Here is a 19,694-nt window from a genome sequence, read left to right as displayed (position 1 = left end):
GGTTATACCGCAAAGCCGGGCGGCGAACACAGGCGCGACGGGTAGGGGTGCGTTTACCAGCAATGGGTCGACACGTACGTCGAACCGCGCCGCGGCACGCCGGAACGGGTGAGATCACGAGTGGTGCCGGCGACCTATTTACCGCGCTCGAGTACCAGCAACGGGTCTATTCGTGTATCGAACCAATTCATCCCCCAATGCAGATGCGGTCCGGTCGCACGCCCGGTCGCACCTACCGCAGCGATGACCTGACCCTGCTCCACCCGGTCGCCCACCCTGACGTCGATACGCGATAGATGCAGGAAGTTCGAGCTGATGCCGAAGCCATGGTCCAGCAATAGCGTGCCACCGGTCAGGTACAGGTCCGGCGCTGCGAAGGTGACCACGCCGGCGGCGGGCGCCTTGACGGGGGTGCCGGTGGGCACGGCGATGTCCATGCCGGAATGGCCGGCGCCCGGCTGGCCGTTGTATACGCGTGCATTGCCGAAGCGGCCGCTGATGCGGCCCTGCACCGGCCAGATGAAGGGCTGCGCGAAATCCGGGCGCGCATCGTCGCGGTCGCGCGCAGCGGTCACCTGCGCCTGCTCACGCTTGATGCGCTCGGCAATGGCCGGCGGTGGGTTGACGGTCTTGGGCGGCACGCCGTTGATGCGCTCGGTGGGCCAGTCGCGTGGCGTTACCATCACGCTGGCCGTGCGTTGCGTGCCATCGGGCAGGGTGATCTGCACCTGCAAGGGGCCGGTCGCGTCGCGGCCAATGCCGAACACCACGCTGCCATAGCCGCTCACCCGCAGGTTGCGGCCGGCATAGTGCACCTTGCTGCCGACCGGCACCTTGCCGATCACCATCGCGCCCTGCGACGCGCTGGCAGGAAACACCACGCCAGCAGTGTCGGCAGTCTGGGTGTGTGCGGGAGCCGCGCCGAAGATGGCCGGCACGATCGCCAGCCATGCGCTGATCAGGGCTGCGCGCATCAGCGGTCGAAGGTCAGGCGCTGGCCGGCAGCGCTGCCCACCAACTGCTCGCCATCCCATACCTGCTGGCCATTGACCCAGGTCGCGGCAATGCGCGAACGGAACGTGGTGCCTTCGAACGGAGACCAGCCGCACTTGGACAGCACCTGTTCGCGCTTCACCGTGAACGGGGTGTTGTCGATCATCACCAGGTCGGCGAAGTAGCCCTCGCGCAGGAAGCCGCGTTGTTCCACATCGAACAGTTGCGCCGGCGCATGCGCGAACTTCTGCACGATGCGGGTGATCGGCAGCTTGCCTTCGTGCACCAGCTCCAGTGCCGCCACCAGCGCGTACTGCACCAGCGGCAGGCCCGAAGGCGCCTGGGCGTAGGGCTTCTGCTTTTCTTCCCAGGTGTGCGGGGCGTGGTCGGTGGCCAGGACATCGATGACGTCTTCGGCCAGCGCCTCGATCAGGGCCAGGCGGTCCTCGGCATCCTTGATCGCCGGGTTGCACTTGATCAGGTTGCCCAGGCGCGCGTAATCGCTGCGATCGAAACGCAGGAAGTGGATGCAGGTTTCGGCGGTGATGCGCTTGCGGAGCTTGCCGTCCGCATCGACCAGCGGGCCGGCTTCGAACAGCGACAACTCGTCGGCGGTGGAGATGTGCAGCACGTGCAGGCGGGTGTTGTGCCTGCGTGCCAGCGACACCGCCAGCTGCGAGGATTTCAGGCAGGCTTCGCGCGAACGGATGTCCGGGTGCATCTCCGCGCTCAGCGCCTCGCCATATTGTTGCCGGTACCGCTCCATCGTCGCGTCGATGGTCGGGGTGTCTTCGCAATGGGTGATGATCGGAGTGGGCGCGTCGCGGAAGATCGCGTCCAGCGTCTCGGGGTTGTCGACCAGCATGTTGCCGGTGGAGGCGCCCATGAATACCTTGATGCCTGGGGCAGTCTTGGGGTCCAGCGCCTGGATGTGGGCCAGGTTGTCGTTGCTGGCGCCCATGTAGAAGCCGTAGTTGGCCCAGGCGCGCCCGGCAGCGGCGTCGTACTTGGCCTGCAGCGCGGCGGCGTCCAGCGTCGGTGGATTGGTGTTGGGCATGTCCATGAAGCTGGTCAGGCCGCCGGCCACCGCTGCACCGGATTCGGTGGCGATGTCGCCCTTGTGGGTCAGGCCTGGTTCGCGGAAATGCACCTGGTCGTCGATCATGCCTGGCAGCACCCAGCGTCCGGCGGCATCCACAACGGTATCGCCAGGGGCAGGGACGACCTTGCTGTCGATCTTGGCGATGCGTCCGGCCTCGATCAGCAGGTCGGCGTCGAACTCCTTGCCCTCGTTGACCAGGCGGGCATTGACGATGACGGTTCGGCTCATGGATGGGGTCCTTTGCAGCGGCAGGAAGAAGAGGGAGGCGGGGCGGCAGTGCAAGGCGCATCGGGCACCGGGTCGAAGCCGCCCGGGTGGAACGGGTGGCAGCGGCCCAGCCTGCGTGCGGCCAGCCAGCAACCGCGTAGCGGGCCGAAGCGACCGATGGCAATCATTGCGTACTCCGAGCAGCTGGGCGCAAAGCGGCAGCGCGGTCCGAGCAGGGGGCTGATGAACAGCTTGTAGCAGCGCAACAGCGCAATGAGCAGGCGGGAGATCACTTGCCAATCATATGCCAGTTGCATTAATAGGTGGTTGCCGGGGGTCCGCAGCGTACGTTATAAAGGTCCGCTTTCCCGGGCCCCGGGGGAACCAAGGAAGAGCGTTTCGTGGCTGCTAAAAAACCTGCAAAAAAGGCCGTCCAGGCCGCCAAGAAGTCCGCCAAACCCGTTGCGAAAAAGGCAGCGGCACCCGCCGCTGCGAAGCCGGCCGCCAAGAAGGTGGCCGCGGTCAGCAAGCAGCCGGTTGCCAAGAAGGTTCCTGCCAAGAAGGCGCCTGCAAAGGCACCGGCGAAGAAGGTCGCCGCCAAACCGGTGCCATCTGCCAAGCCCGCAGCGGCCAAACCCGTAGCGGCCAAGCCGGTGAGTCCGGCCGCCAAGAAGATCGCTGCCAAGCCGGCGGCGAACAAGGCAGCTCCGGCTGCCGCCAAACCGGCCGCCAAGCCGGTGGCCTCCAAGCCCGTACCGAAGCCGGCCTCCAAGCCGGCTCCGGCCAAGTCAGTCCCGGTCAAGGCTGAACAGCCCGCGCCCGCACCGGCCCCCAAGGCCGCCACTGCGAAGCCGGTCAAGCCCGCGACCCCGTCAGCCAAGAATCCCGTGCCCGTTTCGAAATCCTCCGCAAAAACTCCGAGCAAGACCGAAGCCCCCGCCAAGCCCGCTGCGACCCGTCCGGTCGGCAAGGTCGCCGTGGCCGTGACCTCCAAGCCGTCCAGCCCGGCGCCCAAGACCAAGTACAAGGTGGTCGACTACAAGACCGACGACGCGACCGGTCGCCCGATCCTCCCGCAGGGCTACAAGCCGTCCGCGGACGAGGAGTACATGAGCAAGTTGCAGCAGGAGTACTTCCGTCAGCGCCTGCAGCATTGGCGTAACGAGATGGTGGAGGAATCCAAGCAAACCATCGAGAACCTGCGCGAAGAAGTGCGCGATATCGGCGATGAGGCCGAACGAGCCACGCGCGAAACCGAGAACTCGCTCGAGTTGCGTGCCCGCGACCGCGCCCGCAAGCTGATCTCCAAGATCGACAGCACCCTCAAGCGCCTGGAAGACGGCGATTACGGGTACTGTGTCGACACCGGCGAAGAAATCGGCCTGGACCGCCTGGAAGCGCGTCTGACCGCCGAGCGCACCATCGACGCTCAGGAGCGTTGGGAGCACCTGCAGAAGCAGCAGGGCGACTGATCCACGCGCGCGCCGGCCGCAGCCGGCGAAGCGAACCGAACCCCGGAGATTGGACGCCCGTCCAGTCTGCGGGGTTTTTCATATGGGGTGTCCGGCCGGCAATCGCCGCGCGTGTCGCGGCCAGGCGTGGCGCGGCTGAGTCGGCCGCCGCAATCGGGCCAGGGTTGGAGGGCGGGCGGGATGCGGCGATCGGCCGTGGTTACTGCCGAGGTCGCGCATGCCGGTCTACCGCTGGGCGGATCACTGCAGTTCGCGCAGATCCAGGTTGCGTAGGCGCGGCGCCTTCCAGGCGGTGGTGGCCACCACGCCCAGGGTGACGCAACCGCCGATCACCACGGCCGGCACCAGGCCCACCAGGCGTGCCATCACGCCATCGTAGAACGCTCCCAACTCGTTCGACGAGCCGATGAAGATGCCGTTGATCGAGGACACCCGCCCACGCATCGCGTCCGGGGTTGCCAGCTGCAGGATGGTCTGCCGCACCACGACCGACACGCCGTCGCACATGCCGTACGCCAGCAGGATCGCCGCCGACAGCCAGAAATGGCGCGATAGTCCGAAGGCGATGGTGCACAACCCGAAGCCGGCGACCGACAGCAACAGCACCCGCCCGGCATTGCGCTGCAAGGGATGCCGCGCCAACCACACCCCGACCACGATCGACCCCAGTGCCGGCGCGCCGCGCAGGATGCCCAGGCCCTCCGGCCCATAGTGCAGGATCTCGTGGATGAAGGCCGGCAGCATGGAGACCGCGCCACCCAGCAACACCGAGAACATGTCCAGCGCCATCGCACCCAGCATGATCTGGTTGGACAACACGAACTGCGCGCCTTCGGCGATGCTGCGCAGGATCGGCGCACGCGCGCCATCGCTGACCGGCTCGTCCACGCGCAGCAGCGCCAGCGCCAGGATCGCGAGCATCGCCACGCCCGCGGCGACGCCGTAGGCCAGACCCTTGCCGCCCCAGCCGACCAGCAGCCCGCCCAGCGCCGGGCCGATCACCATGCCGGCCTGCAAGGTGACGCTGCCGATACTGGCGCCGCGCGCAAAGGCCTCGCGCGGCAGCGCCCGCGCAAACAGCGCGTTGTAGACCGGCGACAGGAACGCGCGCGCCGCCCCGGTCAACGCAATGGCCGCGTAGATCGGCCAGACGTCCCGTACCGGCAGCCATGCCTGGGCGATCGCCAGCAACAGCAACGCGGTGGCGACCAACCCCAGGACCGCAAGCATGCCGAGCCGTCGCCGTGGCAGGTGGTCGACCAGATAGCCGGCAAACGGCGCGATGCAGAAGAAGGGCAGGATTTCCGCCAGGCCGATCAGCCCCAGCGAGAGCGGATTGCGGGTGATCTCGTAGATGTGCCAGCCGACCGTGACCGCCACGATCTGGTAGGACAGCATGGCCGAGACGCGGTACAGCAGGACCAGGCCGAAGCCAGGGTGAGCGAACAGGGTGCGCAGCGAATCGGCCGGGGACGGCGTCGGCGCGCTCACTGCTGCGCGCGCGCGGTGTCGCGGATGAAGGCCAGCATCGCAGCCACGCCGTTGCTGCGGGTTGGCGACAGGTGCTTGGCCAGGCCGATGCCGGCGATGTAGTCCGGCTCGGTCGCCAGGATTTCCTGCGCGTTACGCCCGGAATACACCCGCAACGCGAGATAGATCAGCCCGGAAACGATTGCCGAATCGCTGACCGCGTGGAAGTCCAGCCGTTCGGCGTTGCCCTCGGGCACGATCCATACCATCGACTGGCAGCCATGCAGTCGGTGTTCTTCGGTTTTCCACTGCTCCGGGAAGGCGGGCAGCTTGCGGCCCAGGTCGATCAGGTACTGGTAGCGCTCGGACCAGTCGCCAAAGAAGGAAAATTCCTCGGCAATGGCGGCCTGCGCCTCGGTGGCGGTGGGTTCGAGCGGGAAGGGAGAGGTGGTCATCAAAACTCCAGAATCGTTCGCAAAAATCCAGGGGCGTTCGGTCAAAGCCCTCTCCCTCCGGGGCGAGAAGGCGCGGTTTGCGCGCCATTGGCGCGCGTGCCTTGGAGCGCCCGCGCCGCCAGCGCGGGCCGGGGCGCGGAGCGGGGGTTGGGGGGAGGGTACTAGCGAAGCCTCGCAGGAATGCGATGCGAATGGCTTCGTCCATCTCTCAAAAGCAAAGGTGCACACGGCTTCGCTCGCACCCTCATCCGGCGCTACGCGCCACCTTCTCCCGGTGGGAGAAGGGTAGGTCATGCGCATTTGACGTGGAGGTGTGCAAGTGCGGTTTCAGGGGATGAGTAGAGTGTTGAACTCGGGCATTGCCCCTCTCCCTCCGGGAGAGAGGTTGGGGTGAGGGTGCGGGCGAAGCCTCGTCGATGGTGCACGTGGCTTCGCCCGTACCCTCATCCGGCGCTGCGCGCCACCTTCTCCCGGGGGGAGAAGGATCGGTCAAGCGCGCTTCCAGCGCACGCCTTGCGGGGTGTCTTCCAGCACGATGCCTTCGTCGGCCAGCTGCGTGCGGATGGCATCGGCGCGGGCGAAATCCTTGGCCTTCTTCGCAGCGCTGCGCTCTTCCACCAGCGCGGTGATGCGGGCATCGTCGCCGGCGTCGGTGCTGGTGCCGGCCTTGTTGCCCCGCGATAACCAGGCGGCCGGATCTTGTTGCAGCAGTCCCAAGGCCAGACCAGCGCCGAGGAGTTCGGCTTTGGCCTTCCTCACTGCCAGATCACGCGTAGCGCTCTGCTCGCCATCGGGGTTGCCTGGCGGTGCGACAGCATTGAGTGCTTTTCGCGCCTGGTCAGCGAGTTTGGCCAAAACCCTGAGAGCCAATGGCGTGTTGAGGTCTTCGTTCAACGCCTCTTCGATCTCGGCAGGGATCGTCGGAATCAACTCCTCCGCGTCCGGGCCGCCAACGGCTTTCAAACGATTCAGAAGTTTGTATAAGCCGTTGAGCCTGTTCGTTTCGGTCTCGATCAGTGCATCCGACCAATCCAGCGGTTGCCGATAATGCGCGCTCAACAGCGCGCAGCGCAGCGCTTCGGGCGGATGCCTGGCGATCAGCTCGTGCACGGTTTCGATGTTGCCCAGCGACTTGCTCATCTTCGCGCCGCTGAAATTGAGCATGCCGTTGTGCAGCCAGAAGCGGGCGAAGGTGGCGCCGCCATGCGCGCATTCGCTCTGCGCGATCTCGTTCTCGTGATGCGGGAACTGCAGGTCCACGCCGCCGGCGTGGATGTCGATGGTCGGTCCCAGGTGCGCGGCGGCCATCGCCGAGCATTCGATGTGCCAGCCCGGGCGGCCACGGCCCCAGGGCGAGTCCCAGCCGGGCAAGTCGTCGCTGGACGGTTTCCACAGCACGAAGTCGCCGGGGTCGCGCTTGTAGGGGGCCACGTCCACCCGGGCGCCGGCCAGCATCTCGTCCGGATCCCGCCGCGACAGCTTGCCGTAGTCCTGGAAGCTGGCGACTGCGAACAGCACGTGGCCTTCGGCGGCATAGGCATGGCCGCCCGCGATCAGCTGCTCGATCATCGCCACGATCTGCGGGATGTGCGCAGTGGCTTCCGGTTCGATGTCCGGCGGCAGCACGCCCAGCGCGGCCATGTCCTGGCGATAGATCGCGGCGAAACGGTCGGTGATGGTCGAGATCGGCACGCCCTGCGCCTGGGCGGCAGCGTTGATCTTGTCGTCGACGTCGGTGATGTTGCGTGCGTAGCGCAGTGCGCCATAGCGGCGCCGCAGCAGTGCGGCCAGCACGTCGAACACTACCGGGCCGCGGGCGTTGCCGATATGCGCGTAGTTGTAGACGGTGGGGCCGCACACGTACAGGGTGGGGCTGGCGGGGTCGAGCGGTGCGAACGGCTCGATCCGCCGCGTCAGGTTGTTGTGCAGGCGCAGGCTCATCGGCATCTTGGAATGGGTAACCCCGTGATTCTAGCCGGTCGCGGCGATCGGCGAACCGCGCGCTGCGCGCGGTCACCGGATGGGTTGCGTTCAGCCCGGGGACCGGCAAGGTCCATACACTAACGTATTGCCTGGCTTCGCCCTCTTGGTACTGAATGCGATTTTCCCCGTTCTCCATGCTGTGCGTAGTGGCCTGGCAGCTGATGCCGGCGCATGCGGCAGATCCCGAGGTCAAGAATCGGGTCGTCGTGATCGAAAACGTCAAGCTGGATTACGCCCAGGTGTTGAATGTGGAGCCGGTCTACCAGACCTTGCGCGCCACCCGCATCGAAGAACAGTGCGAGGCCGAGCAAGCCGCACCGGTCGTCGCCGCTCCGACCGAGGCCGAAGGCCGTATCAACCGCATGGTGGATTCGGTCAAGGAGATGTTCTCGCGTCGCCCGGAGCTGGCCGCGCCGGCCGCAGTGCCGCCGACCAGTACCCGTCGCAATTGCAAGGTGGTGGAGGTGCCGCGCGAATTCCGCCGGCCGATCGCCTTCGACGTGGATTATGTCTACAAGGGCACCAAGTACCGCTCGCGACTGCCGGAAGACCCGGGTAACCGGCTGCGGATCCGGGTCTCGGTGACGCCGTACATCCCAGACGCCATCGTCGCCCCGCCGCGCTAGGTGCGCGGCAGTTGCGCCGTGCCCGCATGCGTGCGAGGATTCGCGCCCTATGCAAGCGAACGCCTTTCAGCACGACACCAGCGCCGCCCGGATGGCCTCCGGCATGACGTCGCGTGCCCGCCGACCGGAATCCCACATTTTCGCTGGGTAACCGGGGCGTTTTGCTGCCTGTTTTCGAAAACCCAGCCTCCAGGCTGGGTTTTTTCGTTTTGGCGTCACAAAAGTTTCAACCGCAAGAAACGCGCATGTCGCGCACCCGCCGCTCCCTGGCGGACCACCCAGCAGAAGCACGCAGCAAAGGATCGATCGATGTCACTGAAGCACTTCTTGAACACCCAGGACTGGAGCCGCGCCGAGCTGGACGCGCTGTTGACCCAGGCCGCGCTGTTCAAACGCAACAAGCTGGGAAGCGAGCTGAAGGGCAAGTCGATCGCGTTGGTGTTCTTCAACCCGTCCATGCGCACGCGCACCAGCTTCGAGCTGGGCGCTTTCCAGTTGGGCGGGCATGCGGTGGTGCTGCAGCCGGGCAAGGATGCATGGCCGATCGAGTTCAATCTGGGCACGGTGATGGACGGCGACACCGAAGAACACATCGCCGAAGTGGCGCGCGTGCTCGGGCGGTACGTCGACCTGATCGGCGTGCGCGCGTTCCCGAAGTTCGTGGACTGGTCCAAGGACCGCGAAGACCAGGTGCTCAAGAGCTTCGCCAAGTATTCGCCGGTGCCGGTGATCAACATGGAAACGATCACCCACCCATGCCAGGAGCTGGCGCATGCGCTGGCGCTGCAGGAACACTTCGGTACCCAGGATCTGCGTGGCAAGAAGTACGTGCTGACCTGGACCTATCACCCCAAGCCGCTGAACACCGCGGTGGCCAACTCGGCGCTGACCATCGCCACCCGCATGGGCATGGACGTGACCCTGCTGTGCCCGACGCCGGACTACATCCTGGATCAACGCTATATGGACTGGGCTGCGCAGAACGTGGCCGAGAGCGGCGGTTCGCTGCAGGTCAGCCACGACATCGACAGCGCCTACGCCGGCGCCGACGTGGTCTACGCCAAGAGTTGGGGGGCGCTGCCGTTCTTCGGCAACTGGGAGCCGGAAAAGCCGATCCGCGACCAGTACAAGCACTTCATCGTCGACGAGGCCAAGATGGCGCTGACCAACAACGGTGTGTTCTCGCACTGCCTGCCGTTACGCCGCAACGTCAAGGCCACCGACGCGGTGATGGATTCGCCCAACTGCATCGCCATCGACGAGGCCGAGAATCGCCTGCATGTGCAGAAGGCGATCATGGCGGCGCTGGTGGGGCAAGGGTAGGGGCGGGACCCGGGACCGGGGACCCGTAACAGCACTGCTGCTGCGTTCGCGCTCTAGTTTTCTATTCCAATCAATTTACACAGGAGTTTTTCTAATGTCGCAATCCAATGCTTCCCCGGGTCCCGGGTCCCCGGTCCCCGGTCCCGGCTCCACCGACATCGTGCTGGCGTTCTCCGGTGGTCTGGACACCAGCTTCTGCATTCCGTATCTGCAGGAGCGTGGCTATGCGGTGCACACGGTGTTCGCCGACACCGGCGGTGTGGATGCCGAAGAGCGTGACTTCATCGAGAAGCGGGCCGCCGAGCTGGGCGCGGCCAGCCACGTCACCGTGGACGGTGGCCCGGCGATCTGGGAAGGCTTCGTCAAGCCGTTCGTGTGGGCGGGCGAGGGTTACCAGGGCCAGTATCCGCTGCTGGTGTCGGACCGTTACCTGATCGTCGATGCCGCGCTCAAGCGCGCCGAGGAACTGGGCACCCGCAGCATCGCGCACGGGTGCACCGGCATGGGTAACGACCAGGTGCGGTTCGATCTGGCAGTGAAGGCGCTGGGCGACTACCAGATCGTCGCGCCGATCCGCGAAATCCAGAAGGAACACACCCAGACCCGCGCCTACGAGCAGAAGTATCTGGAAGAGCGTGGCTTCGGCGTGCGCGCCAAGCAGCAGGCCTACACCATCAACGAGAACCTGCTGGGTCTGACCATGTCTGGCGGCGAGATCGACCGTTGGGAAGCGCCAGGCGAAGGTGCGCGTGGCTGGTGCGCGCCGCGCGACGCATGGCCGACCGAGGCGCTGACGGTGACGTTGAAATTCGTCGAAGGCGAGGCGGTGGCGCTGGACGGCGAGCCGCTGCCGGGCGCTAAGATCCTGGCCAAGCTCAACGGCTTGTTCGCGCAGTATGGCGTGGGCCGCGGCGTTTACACCGGCGACACGGTGATCGGCCTAAAGGGGCGCATCGTGTTCGAAGCGCCGGGCCTGATCTCGCTGCTCACCGCGCACCGCGCACTGGAAGATGCCGTGCTGACCAAACAGCAGAACCGCTTCAAGCCGGACGTGGCGCGCAAGTGGGTGGAGCTGGTGTACGAGGGCTTCTATCACGACCCGCTCAAGACCGACATCGAGGCGTTCCTGAAGTCCTCGCAGTCCAAGGTCAATGGCGAAGTGGTGCTGGAAACCCGGGGCGGCCGCGTCGACGCGGTGGCCGTGCGTTCGCCGCACCTGCTCAATACCAAGGGTGCGACCTATGCGCAGTCGGCCGACTGGGGCGTGGAAGAGGCCGAAGGCTTCATCAAGCTGTTCGGCATGAGCTCCACGCTGTACGCGCAGGTGAATCGCTGAGGTGACCTGCGCAGGCAGCCCGCATCTTCCTTCTCCCGCACGCGGGAGAAGGTGGCGCATAGCGCCGGATGAGGGCGACCTGCCGCATGCCCCCATCCGCCCTGTCGGGCACCTTCCCCCGCAGGCAGGGGAAGGGCTAGATCCGCGTTGGAACGACAGACCACACGCTGTCTGACGCAATCAAGAAGTCCACCCACACGCTGCCGACGCAATAAGACGCGATCAATGACCACACTGCTCGACAACACACTGACGCATCTACAGGCGCTAGTGTCCTTCGACACCCGCAATCCGCCGCGTGCGATCGCTGCCGAAGGTGGCATCTTCGATTATCTGCGTGCGCAGCTGCCGGGATTCCAGGTCGAGGTGATCGACCACGGTGCCGGGGCGGTGAGCCTCTACGCGGTACGCGGGAAGCCCAGCTACCTGTTCAACGTGCATCTGGACACCGTGCCGGATTCGCCGCACTGGAGCGCCGACCCACACGTGATGCGGCGTACCGAAGACCGCGTGATCGGTCTGGGTGTCTGCGACATCAAGGGCGCAGCGGCGGCGCTGGTGGCGGCGGCCAATGCCGGCGACGGCGACGCGGCGTTCCTGTTTTCCTCCGACGAAGAAGCCAACGATCCGCGCTGTATCGCGGCGTTTCTGGCCGCCCACCCTGTGGTCCCGGGTCCCGGGTCCCGGGTCCCGGTATTCGAAGCGGTGCTGGTCGCCGAGCCGACCATGAGCGAAGCGGTGCTCGCCCATCGTGGCATCAGTTCGGTGCTGATGCGCTTTGCCGGTCGCGCCGGGCATGCGTCGGGCAAGCAGGACCCTTCAGCAAGCGCGCTGCATCAGGCGATGCGCTGGGGCGGCAAGGCGCTGGACCATGTCGAGGCGCTGGCACATGCACGCTTCGGCGGGCTGACCGGGCTGCGCTTCAACATCGGGCGTGTCGATGGCGGCATCAAGGCCAACATGATCGCGCCGGAGGCCGAGCTGCGCTTCGGTTTCCGGCCGCTGCCGTCGATGGATGTGGATGGCCTGCTGGCGAGCTTCGCCGGCTTCGCCGATCCTGCCGCAGCGCATTTCGAGGAAACCTTTCGTGGGCCGAGCCTGCCGTCGGGCGACATTGCGCGTGCCGAAGAGCGCCGCCTGGCTGCACGCGATGTGGCCGACGCGCTGAACCTGCCGATCGGCAATGCCGTGGATTTCTGGACCGAGGCCTCGCTGTTTTCGGCCGGCGGCTACACCGCGCTGGTCTATGGGCCGGGCGATATCGCCCAGGCGCATACCGCCGACGAATTCGTGACGCTGGAGCAGTTGCAGCGTTACGCCGAATCGGTGCGTCGCATCATCAACGGCTCGCACTGAGCCTGTCTCCCGCGTCCAGGCGCGGCCATTCCTCCCCACGATCACCGCAATGTCCCTCCCAGCACAGCCCCACAAACAGACCCGCCAGACCATCGTGCGCCTGCTTTCGAGCATGGCCAGCGCGAAGGAAATCAGCCAGTACCTCAAGCGGTTTTCGCAACTCGACGCCAAACGCTTTGCGGTGGTCAAGGTGGGCGGCGCGGTGTTGCGCGACGATCTGGAGGCGCTGACCTCGTCGCTGTCGTTTCTGCAGGAAGTAGGGCTGACCCCGATCGTGCTGCACGGTGCCGGCCCGCAGCTGGACGCCGAGTTATCGGCGGCCGGCATCGAGAAGCACACCGTCAACGGCTTGCGGGTGACTTCGCCGGAAGCGCTGGCGATCGTACGCAAGGTGTTCCAGGCCTCCAACCTCAAGCTGGTCGAAGCGTTGCAGCAGAACGGCGCGCGCGCCACCTCGATCACCGGCGGCGTGTTCGAGGCGCAGTATCTGGACCGCGAGACCTACGGCCTGGTCGGTGAGGTCAAGGCGGTCAACCTGGCGCCGATCGAAGCCAGCCTGCAGGCAGGCTCGATCCCGGTGATCACCAGCCTGGGCGAAACGCCCAGCGGGCAGATCCTCAACGTCAACGCGGACTTTGCCGCCAACGAGCTGGTGCAGGAGCTGCAGCCGTACAAGATCATCTTCCTCACCGGCACCGGCGGCCTGCTGGATGCCGATGGCAAGCTGATCGATTCGATCAACCTGTCCACCGAGTACGACCATTTGATGCAGCAGCCGTGGATCAATGGCGGCATGCGGGTGAAGATCGAGCAGATCAAGGACTTGCTCGACCGGCTGCCGCTGGAATCGTCGGTGTCGATCACCCGGCCGGCGGATCTGGCCAAGGAACTGTTCACCCACAAGGGTTCCGGCACCCTGGTACGGCGTGGCGAGCGCGTGCTGCGCGCCACGTCCTGGGACGAACTGGATCTGCCGCGGCTCAGATCGCTGATCGAATCCAGCTTCGGCCGTACCCTGGTGCCCGACTATTTTTCCAACACCACGCTGTTGCGCGCCTATGTCAGCGAAAACTATCGCGCCGCGGTCATCCTCACCGACGAAGGCCAGCTCGGCGAAGGCCGCCTGACCTATCTGGACAAGTTCGCCGTGCTCGACGATGCGCAGGGCGAAGGCCTCGGGCGGGCAGTGTGGAACGTGATGCGCGAAGAGACCCCGCAGTTGTTCTGGCGCTCGCGGCACAACAATCAGGTCAACATCTTCTACTACGCCGAATCCGACGGCTGCATCAAGCAGGAGAAGTGGAAGGTGTTCTGGTACGGGCTGGAGAGTTTCGCGCAGATCCAGCACTGCGTGGCGCATTGCGCGACGCGCCAGCCGACCTTGCTGGGCTGAGCCGGTGACACAGGCCGCGCTGCCACCGTCCTGGAGTCAACTGCCGACCCTGCGCGGCAGGCATGCGACGCTGGAGCCTCTGCAGGCTGCACATGCCGATGGCATACGCGCTGCGCTGGGCGATGGCGCGCTCTCGCGGTTGTGGTACACCGGCGTGCCGACCCCGGCGCAGGTGGATACCTATATCGCCGCCGCGTTGGAAGCGCACGCCGAAGGCACGGCATTGCCGCTGGTGGTGCGCGATGTGGCCGGCGACATCGTCGGCTGCACGCGCTATTACGCACTGGATGCGGCGGTACCGCGGTTGTCGATCGGCTACACCTGGTACGCACCGCGCGTGCAGCGCAGCGGCGTCAACACCGAGACCAAGCTGATGCTGCTGCAACACGCCTTCGACACACTGGCGTGTTTGAGCGTGGTATTCGAGACCAGTTGGTTCAATCACACCTCGCGCGCGGCAATCGCGCGGCTCGGTGCCAAGCAGGACGGCGTGCTGCGCAATCACACCCGCCACGCCGACGGCACGCCGCGCGACACCGTGGTGTTCTCCATCATCGATACGGAATGGGCCGGGGTCAAACGCCACCTGCAGTTCCGCCTGGAAGCAAACGCATGACTGCTCAAACAACGACCATCGGCATTGTCGGTGCCCGCGGGCATACCGGTTCGGAACTGATCAAGCTGGTAGCGGCGCACCCGCATCTGCAATTGATCTTCGTGTCCTCGCGCGAACTGGCCGGGCAGGCGGTGGCCGATCACAACGATGCCTATCGCGGCGAACTGCGCTACGAGAACCTGGATGCCGAGGCGGTGGCGGCCAAGGCCGCCGATGTCGTGGTTCTGGCGTTACCCAATGGCAAGGCCGCGCCGTTCGTGACCGCGATCGATGCCGCCAGGCCGCAGACACTGGTGATCGACCTGTCCGCCGACTACCGCTTCGATCCTGCCTGGTATTACGGCTTGCCCGAGCTCACCCGCGGCCGTTACGCGGGACACAAGCGCATCAGCAACCCTGGCTGCTACGCCACCGCGATGCAACTGGTGATTGCGCCGCTGCTGGATCAGTTGGCCGGCCCGCCGCAGTGCTTTGGTGTGTCGGGCTACTCCGGCGCCGGCACCACGCCGTCGGACAAGAACAATCCCGCGCTGCTCGCCGACAACCTGATGCCCTACGCATTGACCGACCATATGCACGAGCGCGAGGTGTCCACGCAGCTCGGCGTACCGGTCGAATTCATGCCGCACGTGGCGCCGCATTTTCGTGGCATCACCATGACCGTCAATGCCTGGCTGCAGCAGCCGCTGACGCGCGAGCAGCTGCAGACACGCTATGCGCAGCGCTATGCCGATGAGCCGCTGATCGAGCTGGTGGACGAAGCGCCGTGGGTCAGCCGCATCGCCGGCCGGCACGGCGTGCAGATCGGCGGCATCACCCTGGCGCCCGGCAACAAGCGGGTGGTGGTGGTGGCGACGCTGGACAACCTGCTCAAGGGCGCGGCGACGCAGGCGATGCAGAACCTCAACCTGGCGTTTGGCTGGGACGAATTGATGGCAATTCCGTTGTGATACCCGGGACCCGGGACCCGGGACCCGGGACCCGGAGAAGCAAGGGCGAATGCTCCTGCCTTTCCGGGTTCCCGGTCCCGGGTCCCGGGTCCCGCAAAAAGGACCCCCAATGACCAATCTGTTGTGGCAAAAAACCGGTGTGGCGGTGGACGCCAAGATCCAGGCCTTCCTGGCTGGCGACGACGTGATCCTGGACCGCGAATTCTTCCTGCATGACATTGCCGCCAGCACGGCGCATGCACAGGGGCTGCAACACATCGGCATCCTCGATGCCGAGGAGCTGGCCGGCCTGGAGCGCGAGCTGGCGCTGTTGGCCGACGACTTCCGCAGCGGTGCATTCGTGCTGGACGAGCAGTACGAGGATTGCCATTCGGCCATCGAGGCGCGCCTGACCGAGCGGCTGGGCGATGCCGGCCGCAAGATCCATACCGGTCGCAGCCGCAACGACCAGATCCTGGTGGCCACGCGGTTGTGGTTGAAGGACAAGTTGCAGCGCGTGGCCGAGCTGAGCGGCGAGATCGCCAAGGTGGCGCTGGACCGCGCCCAGGCCGAGGCCGCATTGCCGGTGCCCGGCTACACGCATATCCAACGGGCGGTGGTGTCCTCGGCGGGCATGTGGTGGGCCGGCTGGGCGGAAGCCTTCATCGACAACGCCGTGCGTGCGACCGCCACCCTGGCACTGGTGGACAGCAATCCGCTCGGTACCGCCGCCGGCTATGGCGTGAATCTGCCGCTGGACCGCGCGCATACCACCGCCGAACTGGGCTTTGCACGCCTGCAGGTCTCTCCGATCTATGCGCAGCTTTCGCGCGGCAAGTACGAACTGGCCGCGCTCGAAGCGCTGGGCAGCGCCACATTGGATCTGCGCCGCATCGCCTGGGACCTGTCGCTGTTCACCAGCGGCGAATTCGCCTTCGTGGCGTTGCCGGCGCAATACACCACCGGCAGTTCGATCATGCCGAACAAGCGCAACCCCGATGTCATCGAATTGATGCGCGCCACCCATGCCAGCGTGGCGGCAGCGCGCACGGAGATCGAACAATTGCTGTCGCTGCCGTCCGGCTACCACCGCGATCTGCAGAGCAGCAAGGGCGCCATCGTGCACGGCTTCGGCCGCGGCCTGGCAGCGCTGGAACTGCTGCCCGCCTTGTTGGCGAATCTGGAATGGCGCCCGGACAAGCTGCGCGCAGCGATCGATTCGGGCATGTATGCCACCGATGTGGCGGTGGAAGCGGCGGTGGCCGGCGTGCCGTTTCGCGAGGCCTACAAGGCCGCGGCGGAAGCCTCCGATACGGCAGGGCAGGGGCGCACGCCGGAAGGCAGCCTGGCAGCGCGCGTGTCGCCCGGTGCGGCGGCGGACCTGCAGCTGGATGCATTGCGTGCCCGCTGGCAGGCGCTCCGATGAGCGCGTGGATCGCTGCTGACGCTGAGGACGCCGGGCAATGACCACGCTCTATCTGGTCCTGGCCATGCGCCTGCCCAGCTTCGACGATGCCGCCATCCAACCGCATCGCGACTTCCTCGATGCACTGCGCGCACAGGGCAGGCTGCATTTGACCGGCGGGTTCACCGACGGCAGCGGCGGTGCCTATGTGCTGTGCAATGTGGACAACCTGGCGCAGGCGCAGGCCATCGCTGCCACCGATCCGCTGGCGACCCTGCAAGCCTCCGAGCTCACCGTGCACGAATGGATCATCCGCTAAAGGCCGCGACCATGACCCTGCCGGCTGCCGATGCCGTCTCCCCGTTCGTCGAACAGGCGCTGCCGCCGTGGCGACGCGCTGTACTCAAGGTGGGCAGCAGCCTGCTCGCCGCCGATGGCGGGGGCCTGTCGCCGCGCTTTGCGCTGGGGCTGGCGCAGTTCGTCTCGGCCAATCTGGCGGCCGGGCGCGAGTTGGTGATCGTGTCGTCGGGCGCTGTGGCTGCTGGCCGTGCCATCTTGCCGAAAGCACCCGATGTCGGCGCACCGATCGCGGCGCGGCAGGCACTGGCGGCGCTGGGCCAGGCGCAGTTGATCGCGCTGTGGCAGCGATTCTTCGAACGGCCGGTGGCGCAGGTGTTGCTCACTCATGACGACCTGCGCAACCGCCGCCGCTATCTCAATGCGCGCGCCACCCTGGGCGAGCTGCTGCGGCTGGGCGCGTTGCCGGTGATCAACGAGAACGACACCGTGTCGGTGGACGAGCTCAAGCTGGGCGACAACGACAACCTGGCCGCGATCGTGGCGGCGTTGGTGGATGCCGATGCCTTGTTCATCGCCACCGACATCGACGGGCTGTACAGCGCAGATCCGCGCAGCAATCCATTGGCCCGTCCGCTCGACGAGGTGACCGAGCTCACTCCCGAGGTCATGGCGATGGCCGGCGGCAGCGGCAGCAGCGTGGGCACCGGCGGCATGCGCACCAAGCTGGAAGCCGCCGCCAAGGCCGGTGCGGCCGGTATCGAAACCTATCTGTTCAACGGCCGCAGCGGCGAGGTGGTGCGTGGCCTGGCACAGGGCCGGTTGCGCGGCACCCGCATCCACGCCGCGCGTACGCGTATCGCCGCACGCAAGTACTGGCTGCGTCACGCCCCGGTGGAGCCGGGCGCGATCCTGATCGACGCCGGAGCGGCCACCGCGCTCAGCGACAAGGGCGCCTCGCTGCTGCCGGGTGGCGTCGCCGGTGCCGAGGGCGATTTCCGCCGTGGCGACATGGTGGAGATCCACCTGCGCGATGCCGGCGGAGCACGCTGTCTGGCGCGCGGGGTCAGCCAGTACTCGGCCCTGGATATCCGCCGCATCGCAGGCCGCCACTCGCGCGAGATCGACGGCGTGTTGGGATACAGCTACGGCGAGAACGTGGTGCATCGCGATGATTTGGTGCTTTTGTAGCGTGGATTGGGGAGTCGGAATTTGGGATTCGCAAACGCATGCGCGCCGCGTTTTTCGAGCATTGCCTCCGTGTCCCCGCCAATGATTCCGTTATGGTGATAGAGCGGTGTCTTCCGCTTTTGCCAATTCCCAATCCCGACTTCCCAATCCCGGCCCCCCAATGACCATCAAATCCCTAGCCCTGCAGTGCCGCGATGCCGCGCAGGTGCTTTCGCAACTGTCCGCGCAGGCCAAGCAGGATCTGCTCGAGGCGATGGCGGCCGCGCTGGAAGCCGATGCCGCGCTGATCCTGGCTGCCAACGTGCGCGATCTCGACGCTGCGCGCGCGAAGGGCACCGGCACGGCCATGCTGGATCGGCTGGCACTGGACGACCGGCGCCTGGCCGGCATCGCCGCCGCGCTGCGCGAGGTGGCGCAGCTGCCCGATCCGGTCGGCCAGGTCACCCGCGACGACATCCGCCCCAACGGTATCCGCGTGCAGAAGGTGCGCGTGCCGCTGGGCGTGATCGCGATGATCTACGAGGCGCGCCCCAACGTGACCGCCGATGCGGCGGCGCTGTGCATCAAGGCCGGTAATGGCGTGATCCTGCGGGGCGGTTCGGAAGCGATCCATTCCAACACCGCGATCGCGCAGGCTTTGCAGCGTGCCTTGCGCGCGGCCGATGTGCCTGAAGCGGCATTGACGCTGGTGCAGGACCTGCGCCGCGAAACCATGCTGGAGCTGCTGCAGCTGACCGACATCGTCGACCTGGCGATCCCGCGTGGTGGCGAAGGCCTGATCCGCTTCGTGGCCGAGCATGCGCGCGTGCCGGTGATCAAGCACTACAAGGGCGTGTGCCATCTGTTTGTGGATGCGTCGGCGGATCTGGAGCTGGCAGTGCGCCTGCTGGTCGACGGCAAGGCGAGCCGCCCATCGGCCTGCAATGCGCTGGAGACCCTGCTGGTACATGCAGACATCGCCGGGCGCTTTCTGCCACTGGCCGCGCAGGCCTTGCGCGAACGCAAGGTGGAGCTGCGCGGCGATGCGGCTACCTGCGCACTGGTGCCGGAGGCCGCGCCTGCCAGTGCCGACGACTACGCCGCGGAATTTCTCGACCTGATCCTGGCCATTCGGGTGGTGCCGGATCTGGAGGCCGCGATCGCGCATATCCGGGTGCACGGCTCGGACCACACCGAAGTGATCGCGACGCAGGACGCCGCCAATGCCGAGCGCTTCGTGCAGGCGCTACGCGCAGCGGTGGTGATGGTCAACGCCTCATCGCGGTTCTCCGACGGTGGCGAACTCGGCCTGGGTGCCGAAATCGGCATCTCCACCACGCGTCTGCATTCCTACGGGCCGATGGGCCTGGAGGCGCTGACCGTGGAGCGCTTCGTGGTGCGCGGCGAAGGTCAGGTGCGGCATTAGCAAGGCTGGAACACCCCAGCGAGCAGCCAGCGGCGGTGTCTGCCTGCATCGTGAAGGATCGGCGTGAGCAGGTAATGCATGCCGATACCGGTACTGCCGCAGTGCGGAAATCTTGCAAGGCGCGCCTTATCGCCC

18 protein-coding genes are annotated in these 19,694 nt (G+C 66.3%); 12 read left to right on the top strand and 6 right to left on the bottom strand.

Features of this window, described 5'->3' with window-relative positions:
* Positions 1–134 precede the first annotated feature (134 nt).
* From LL962_RS08570 to yidD, 3 genes are read right to left on the bottom strand one after another with little or no spacing between them, the layout of a single operon-like run.
* Positions 135–974, bottom strand: coding sequence for a M23 family metallopeptidase (locus LL962_RS08570; protein WP_228316593.1), 840 nt, complete (start codon positions 972–974; stop codon positions 135–137).
* Positions 974–2,323, bottom strand: coding sequence for a dihydroorotase (locus LL962_RS08565; RefSeq protein ID WP_228316592.1), 1,350 nt, complete (start codon positions 2,321–2,323; stop codon positions 974–976). The genes LL962_RS08570 and LL962_RS08565 overlap by 1 nt, the downstream gene beginning before the upstream one ends.
* Positions 2,320–2,619 carry a membrane protein insertion efficiency factor YidD gene (gene yidD, locus LL962_RS08560; protein ID WP_228316591.1) on the bottom strand — a complete coding sequence of 100 codons (300 nt, stop codon included), beginning with the start codon at positions 2,617–2,619 and terminating at the stop codon, positions 2,320–2,322. Before yidD ends, LL962_RS08565 begins: the two co-directional genes overlap by 4 nt.
* A gap of 84 nt (positions 2,620–2,703) precedes the next feature.
* On the opposite strand from yidD, the gene dksA reads away from it, so the two are divergent.
* A complete protein-coding gene (gene dksA / locus LL962_RS20975) occupies positions 2,704–3,774 on the top strand; it encodes an RNA polymerase-binding protein DksA (RefSeq protein ID WP_104586952.1) in 1,071 nt (356 codons plus the stop codon).
* Positions 3,775–4,014: 240 nt separating this feature from the next.
* Here the strand turns inward: dksA and LL962_RS08550 are convergent, their stop codons facing one another.
* The 3 genes from LL962_RS08550 to cysS form a co-directional block, all read right to left on the bottom strand.
* On the bottom strand, positions 4,015–5,265 hold the full coding sequence (locus LL962_RS08550; protein WP_228316590.1) for an MFS transporter: 1,251 nt from the start codon (positions 5,263–5,265) through the stop codon (positions 4,015–4,017).
* On the bottom strand, positions 5,262–5,699 hold the full coding sequence (locus LL962_RS08545; RefSeq protein ID WP_228316589.1) for a SufE family protein: 438 nt from the start codon (positions 5,697–5,699) through the stop codon (positions 5,262–5,264). The genes LL962_RS08550 and LL962_RS08545 overlap by 4 nt, the downstream gene beginning before the upstream one ends.
* 489 nt (positions 5,700–6,188) lie before the next feature.
* Positions 6,189–7,640: a cysteine--tRNA ligase gene (cysS, locus tag LL962_RS08540; protein ID WP_228316588.1), complete on the bottom strand. Its 1,452-nt coding sequence runs from the start codon at positions 7,638–7,640 to the stop codon at positions 6,189–6,191.
* A 155-nt stretch (positions 7,641–7,795) separates the two neighbouring features.
* Here cysS and LL962_RS08535 point away from each other — a divergent pair, with 155 nt between their 5' ends.
* The 11 genes from LL962_RS08535 to LL962_RS08485 all read left to right on the top strand — a co-directional run bounded on the left by LL962_RS08535 (position 7,796) and on the right by LL962_RS08485 (position 19,559).
* Entirely contained in the window at positions 7,796–8,308 is a 513-nt protein-coding gene (locus tag LL962_RS08535; RefSeq protein WP_104586957.1) for a hypothetical protein, read from the top strand.
* Positions 8,309–8,617: 309 nt separating this feature from the next.
* Positions 8,618–9,631, top strand: a complete 1,014-nt coding sequence (locus tag LL962_RS08530; RefSeq protein ID WP_228316587.1) for an N-acetylornithine carbamoyltransferase — start codon at positions 8,618–8,620, stop codon at positions 9,629–9,631.
* Between the two features lie 94 nt (positions 9,632–9,725).
* Positions 9,726–10,967 carry an argininosuccinate synthase gene (locus LL962_RS08525; RefSeq protein WP_228316586.1) on the top strand — a complete coding sequence of 414 codons (1,242 nt, stop codon included), beginning with the start codon at positions 9,726–9,728 and terminating at the stop codon, positions 10,965–10,967.
* Between the two features lie 225 nt (positions 10,968–11,192).
* A complete protein-coding gene (locus tag LL962_RS08520) occupies positions 11,193–12,323 on the top strand; it encodes an acetylornithine deacetylase (protein ID WP_228316585.1) in 1,131 nt (376 codons plus the stop codon).
* Positions 12,324–12,372: 49 nt separating this feature from the next.
* Positions 12,373–13,716, top strand: a complete 1,344-nt coding sequence (locus LL962_RS08515; protein ID WP_228316584.1) for an acetylglutamate kinase — start codon at positions 12,373–12,375, stop codon at positions 13,714–13,716.
* Positions 13,717–13,720: 4 nt separating this feature from the next.
* Positions 13,721–14,332 (top strand): GNAT family N-acetyltransferase, encoded by a 612-nt coding sequence (locus LL962_RS08510; protein WP_104586962.1) that lies wholly within the window; start codon positions 13,721–13,723, stop codon positions 14,330–14,332.
* On the top strand, positions 14,329–15,282 hold the full coding sequence (gene argC / locus LL962_RS08505) for an N-acetyl-gamma-glutamyl-phosphate reductase (RefSeq protein ID WP_228316583.1): 954 nt from the start codon (positions 14,329–14,331) through the stop codon (positions 15,280–15,282). Before LL962_RS08510 ends, argC begins: the two co-directional genes overlap by 4 nt.
* Before the next feature lie 109 nt (positions 15,283–15,391).
* Positions 15,392–16,687, top strand: coding sequence for an argininosuccinate lyase (locus LL962_RS08500; RefSeq protein ID WP_228316582.1), 1,296 nt, complete (start codon positions 15,392–15,394; stop codon positions 16,685–16,687).
* 37 nt (positions 16,688–16,724) lie between these two features.
* Positions 16,725–16,985 carry a YciI family protein gene (locus LL962_RS08495; RefSeq protein ID WP_228316581.1) on the top strand — a complete coding sequence of 87 codons (261 nt, stop codon included), beginning with the start codon at positions 16,725–16,727 and terminating at the stop codon, positions 16,983–16,985.
* An 11-nt stretch (positions 16,986–16,996) separates the two neighbouring features.
* Complete coding sequence (gene proB / locus LL962_RS08490) at positions 16,997–18,154, top strand: glutamate 5-kinase (RefSeq protein ID WP_228316580.1); 1,158 nt, start codon at positions 16,997–16,999, stop codon at positions 18,152–18,154.
* A gap of 160 nt (positions 18,155–18,314) precedes the next feature.
* Entirely contained in the window at positions 18,315–19,559 is a 1,245-nt protein-coding gene (locus LL962_RS08485; RefSeq protein WP_104586967.1) for a glutamate-5-semialdehyde dehydrogenase, read from the top strand.
* The last annotated feature ends 135 nt before the right edge of the window (positions 19,560–19,694 follow it).

This window comes from Xanthomonas sp. NCPPB 1067 (assembly GCF_020783795.1).
GTDB lineage: Bacteria > Pseudomonadota > Gammaproteobacteria > Xanthomonadales > Xanthomonadaceae > Xanthomonas > Xanthomonas melonis.
This window is presented reverse-complemented; position numbering and strand designations above follow the sequence as displayed.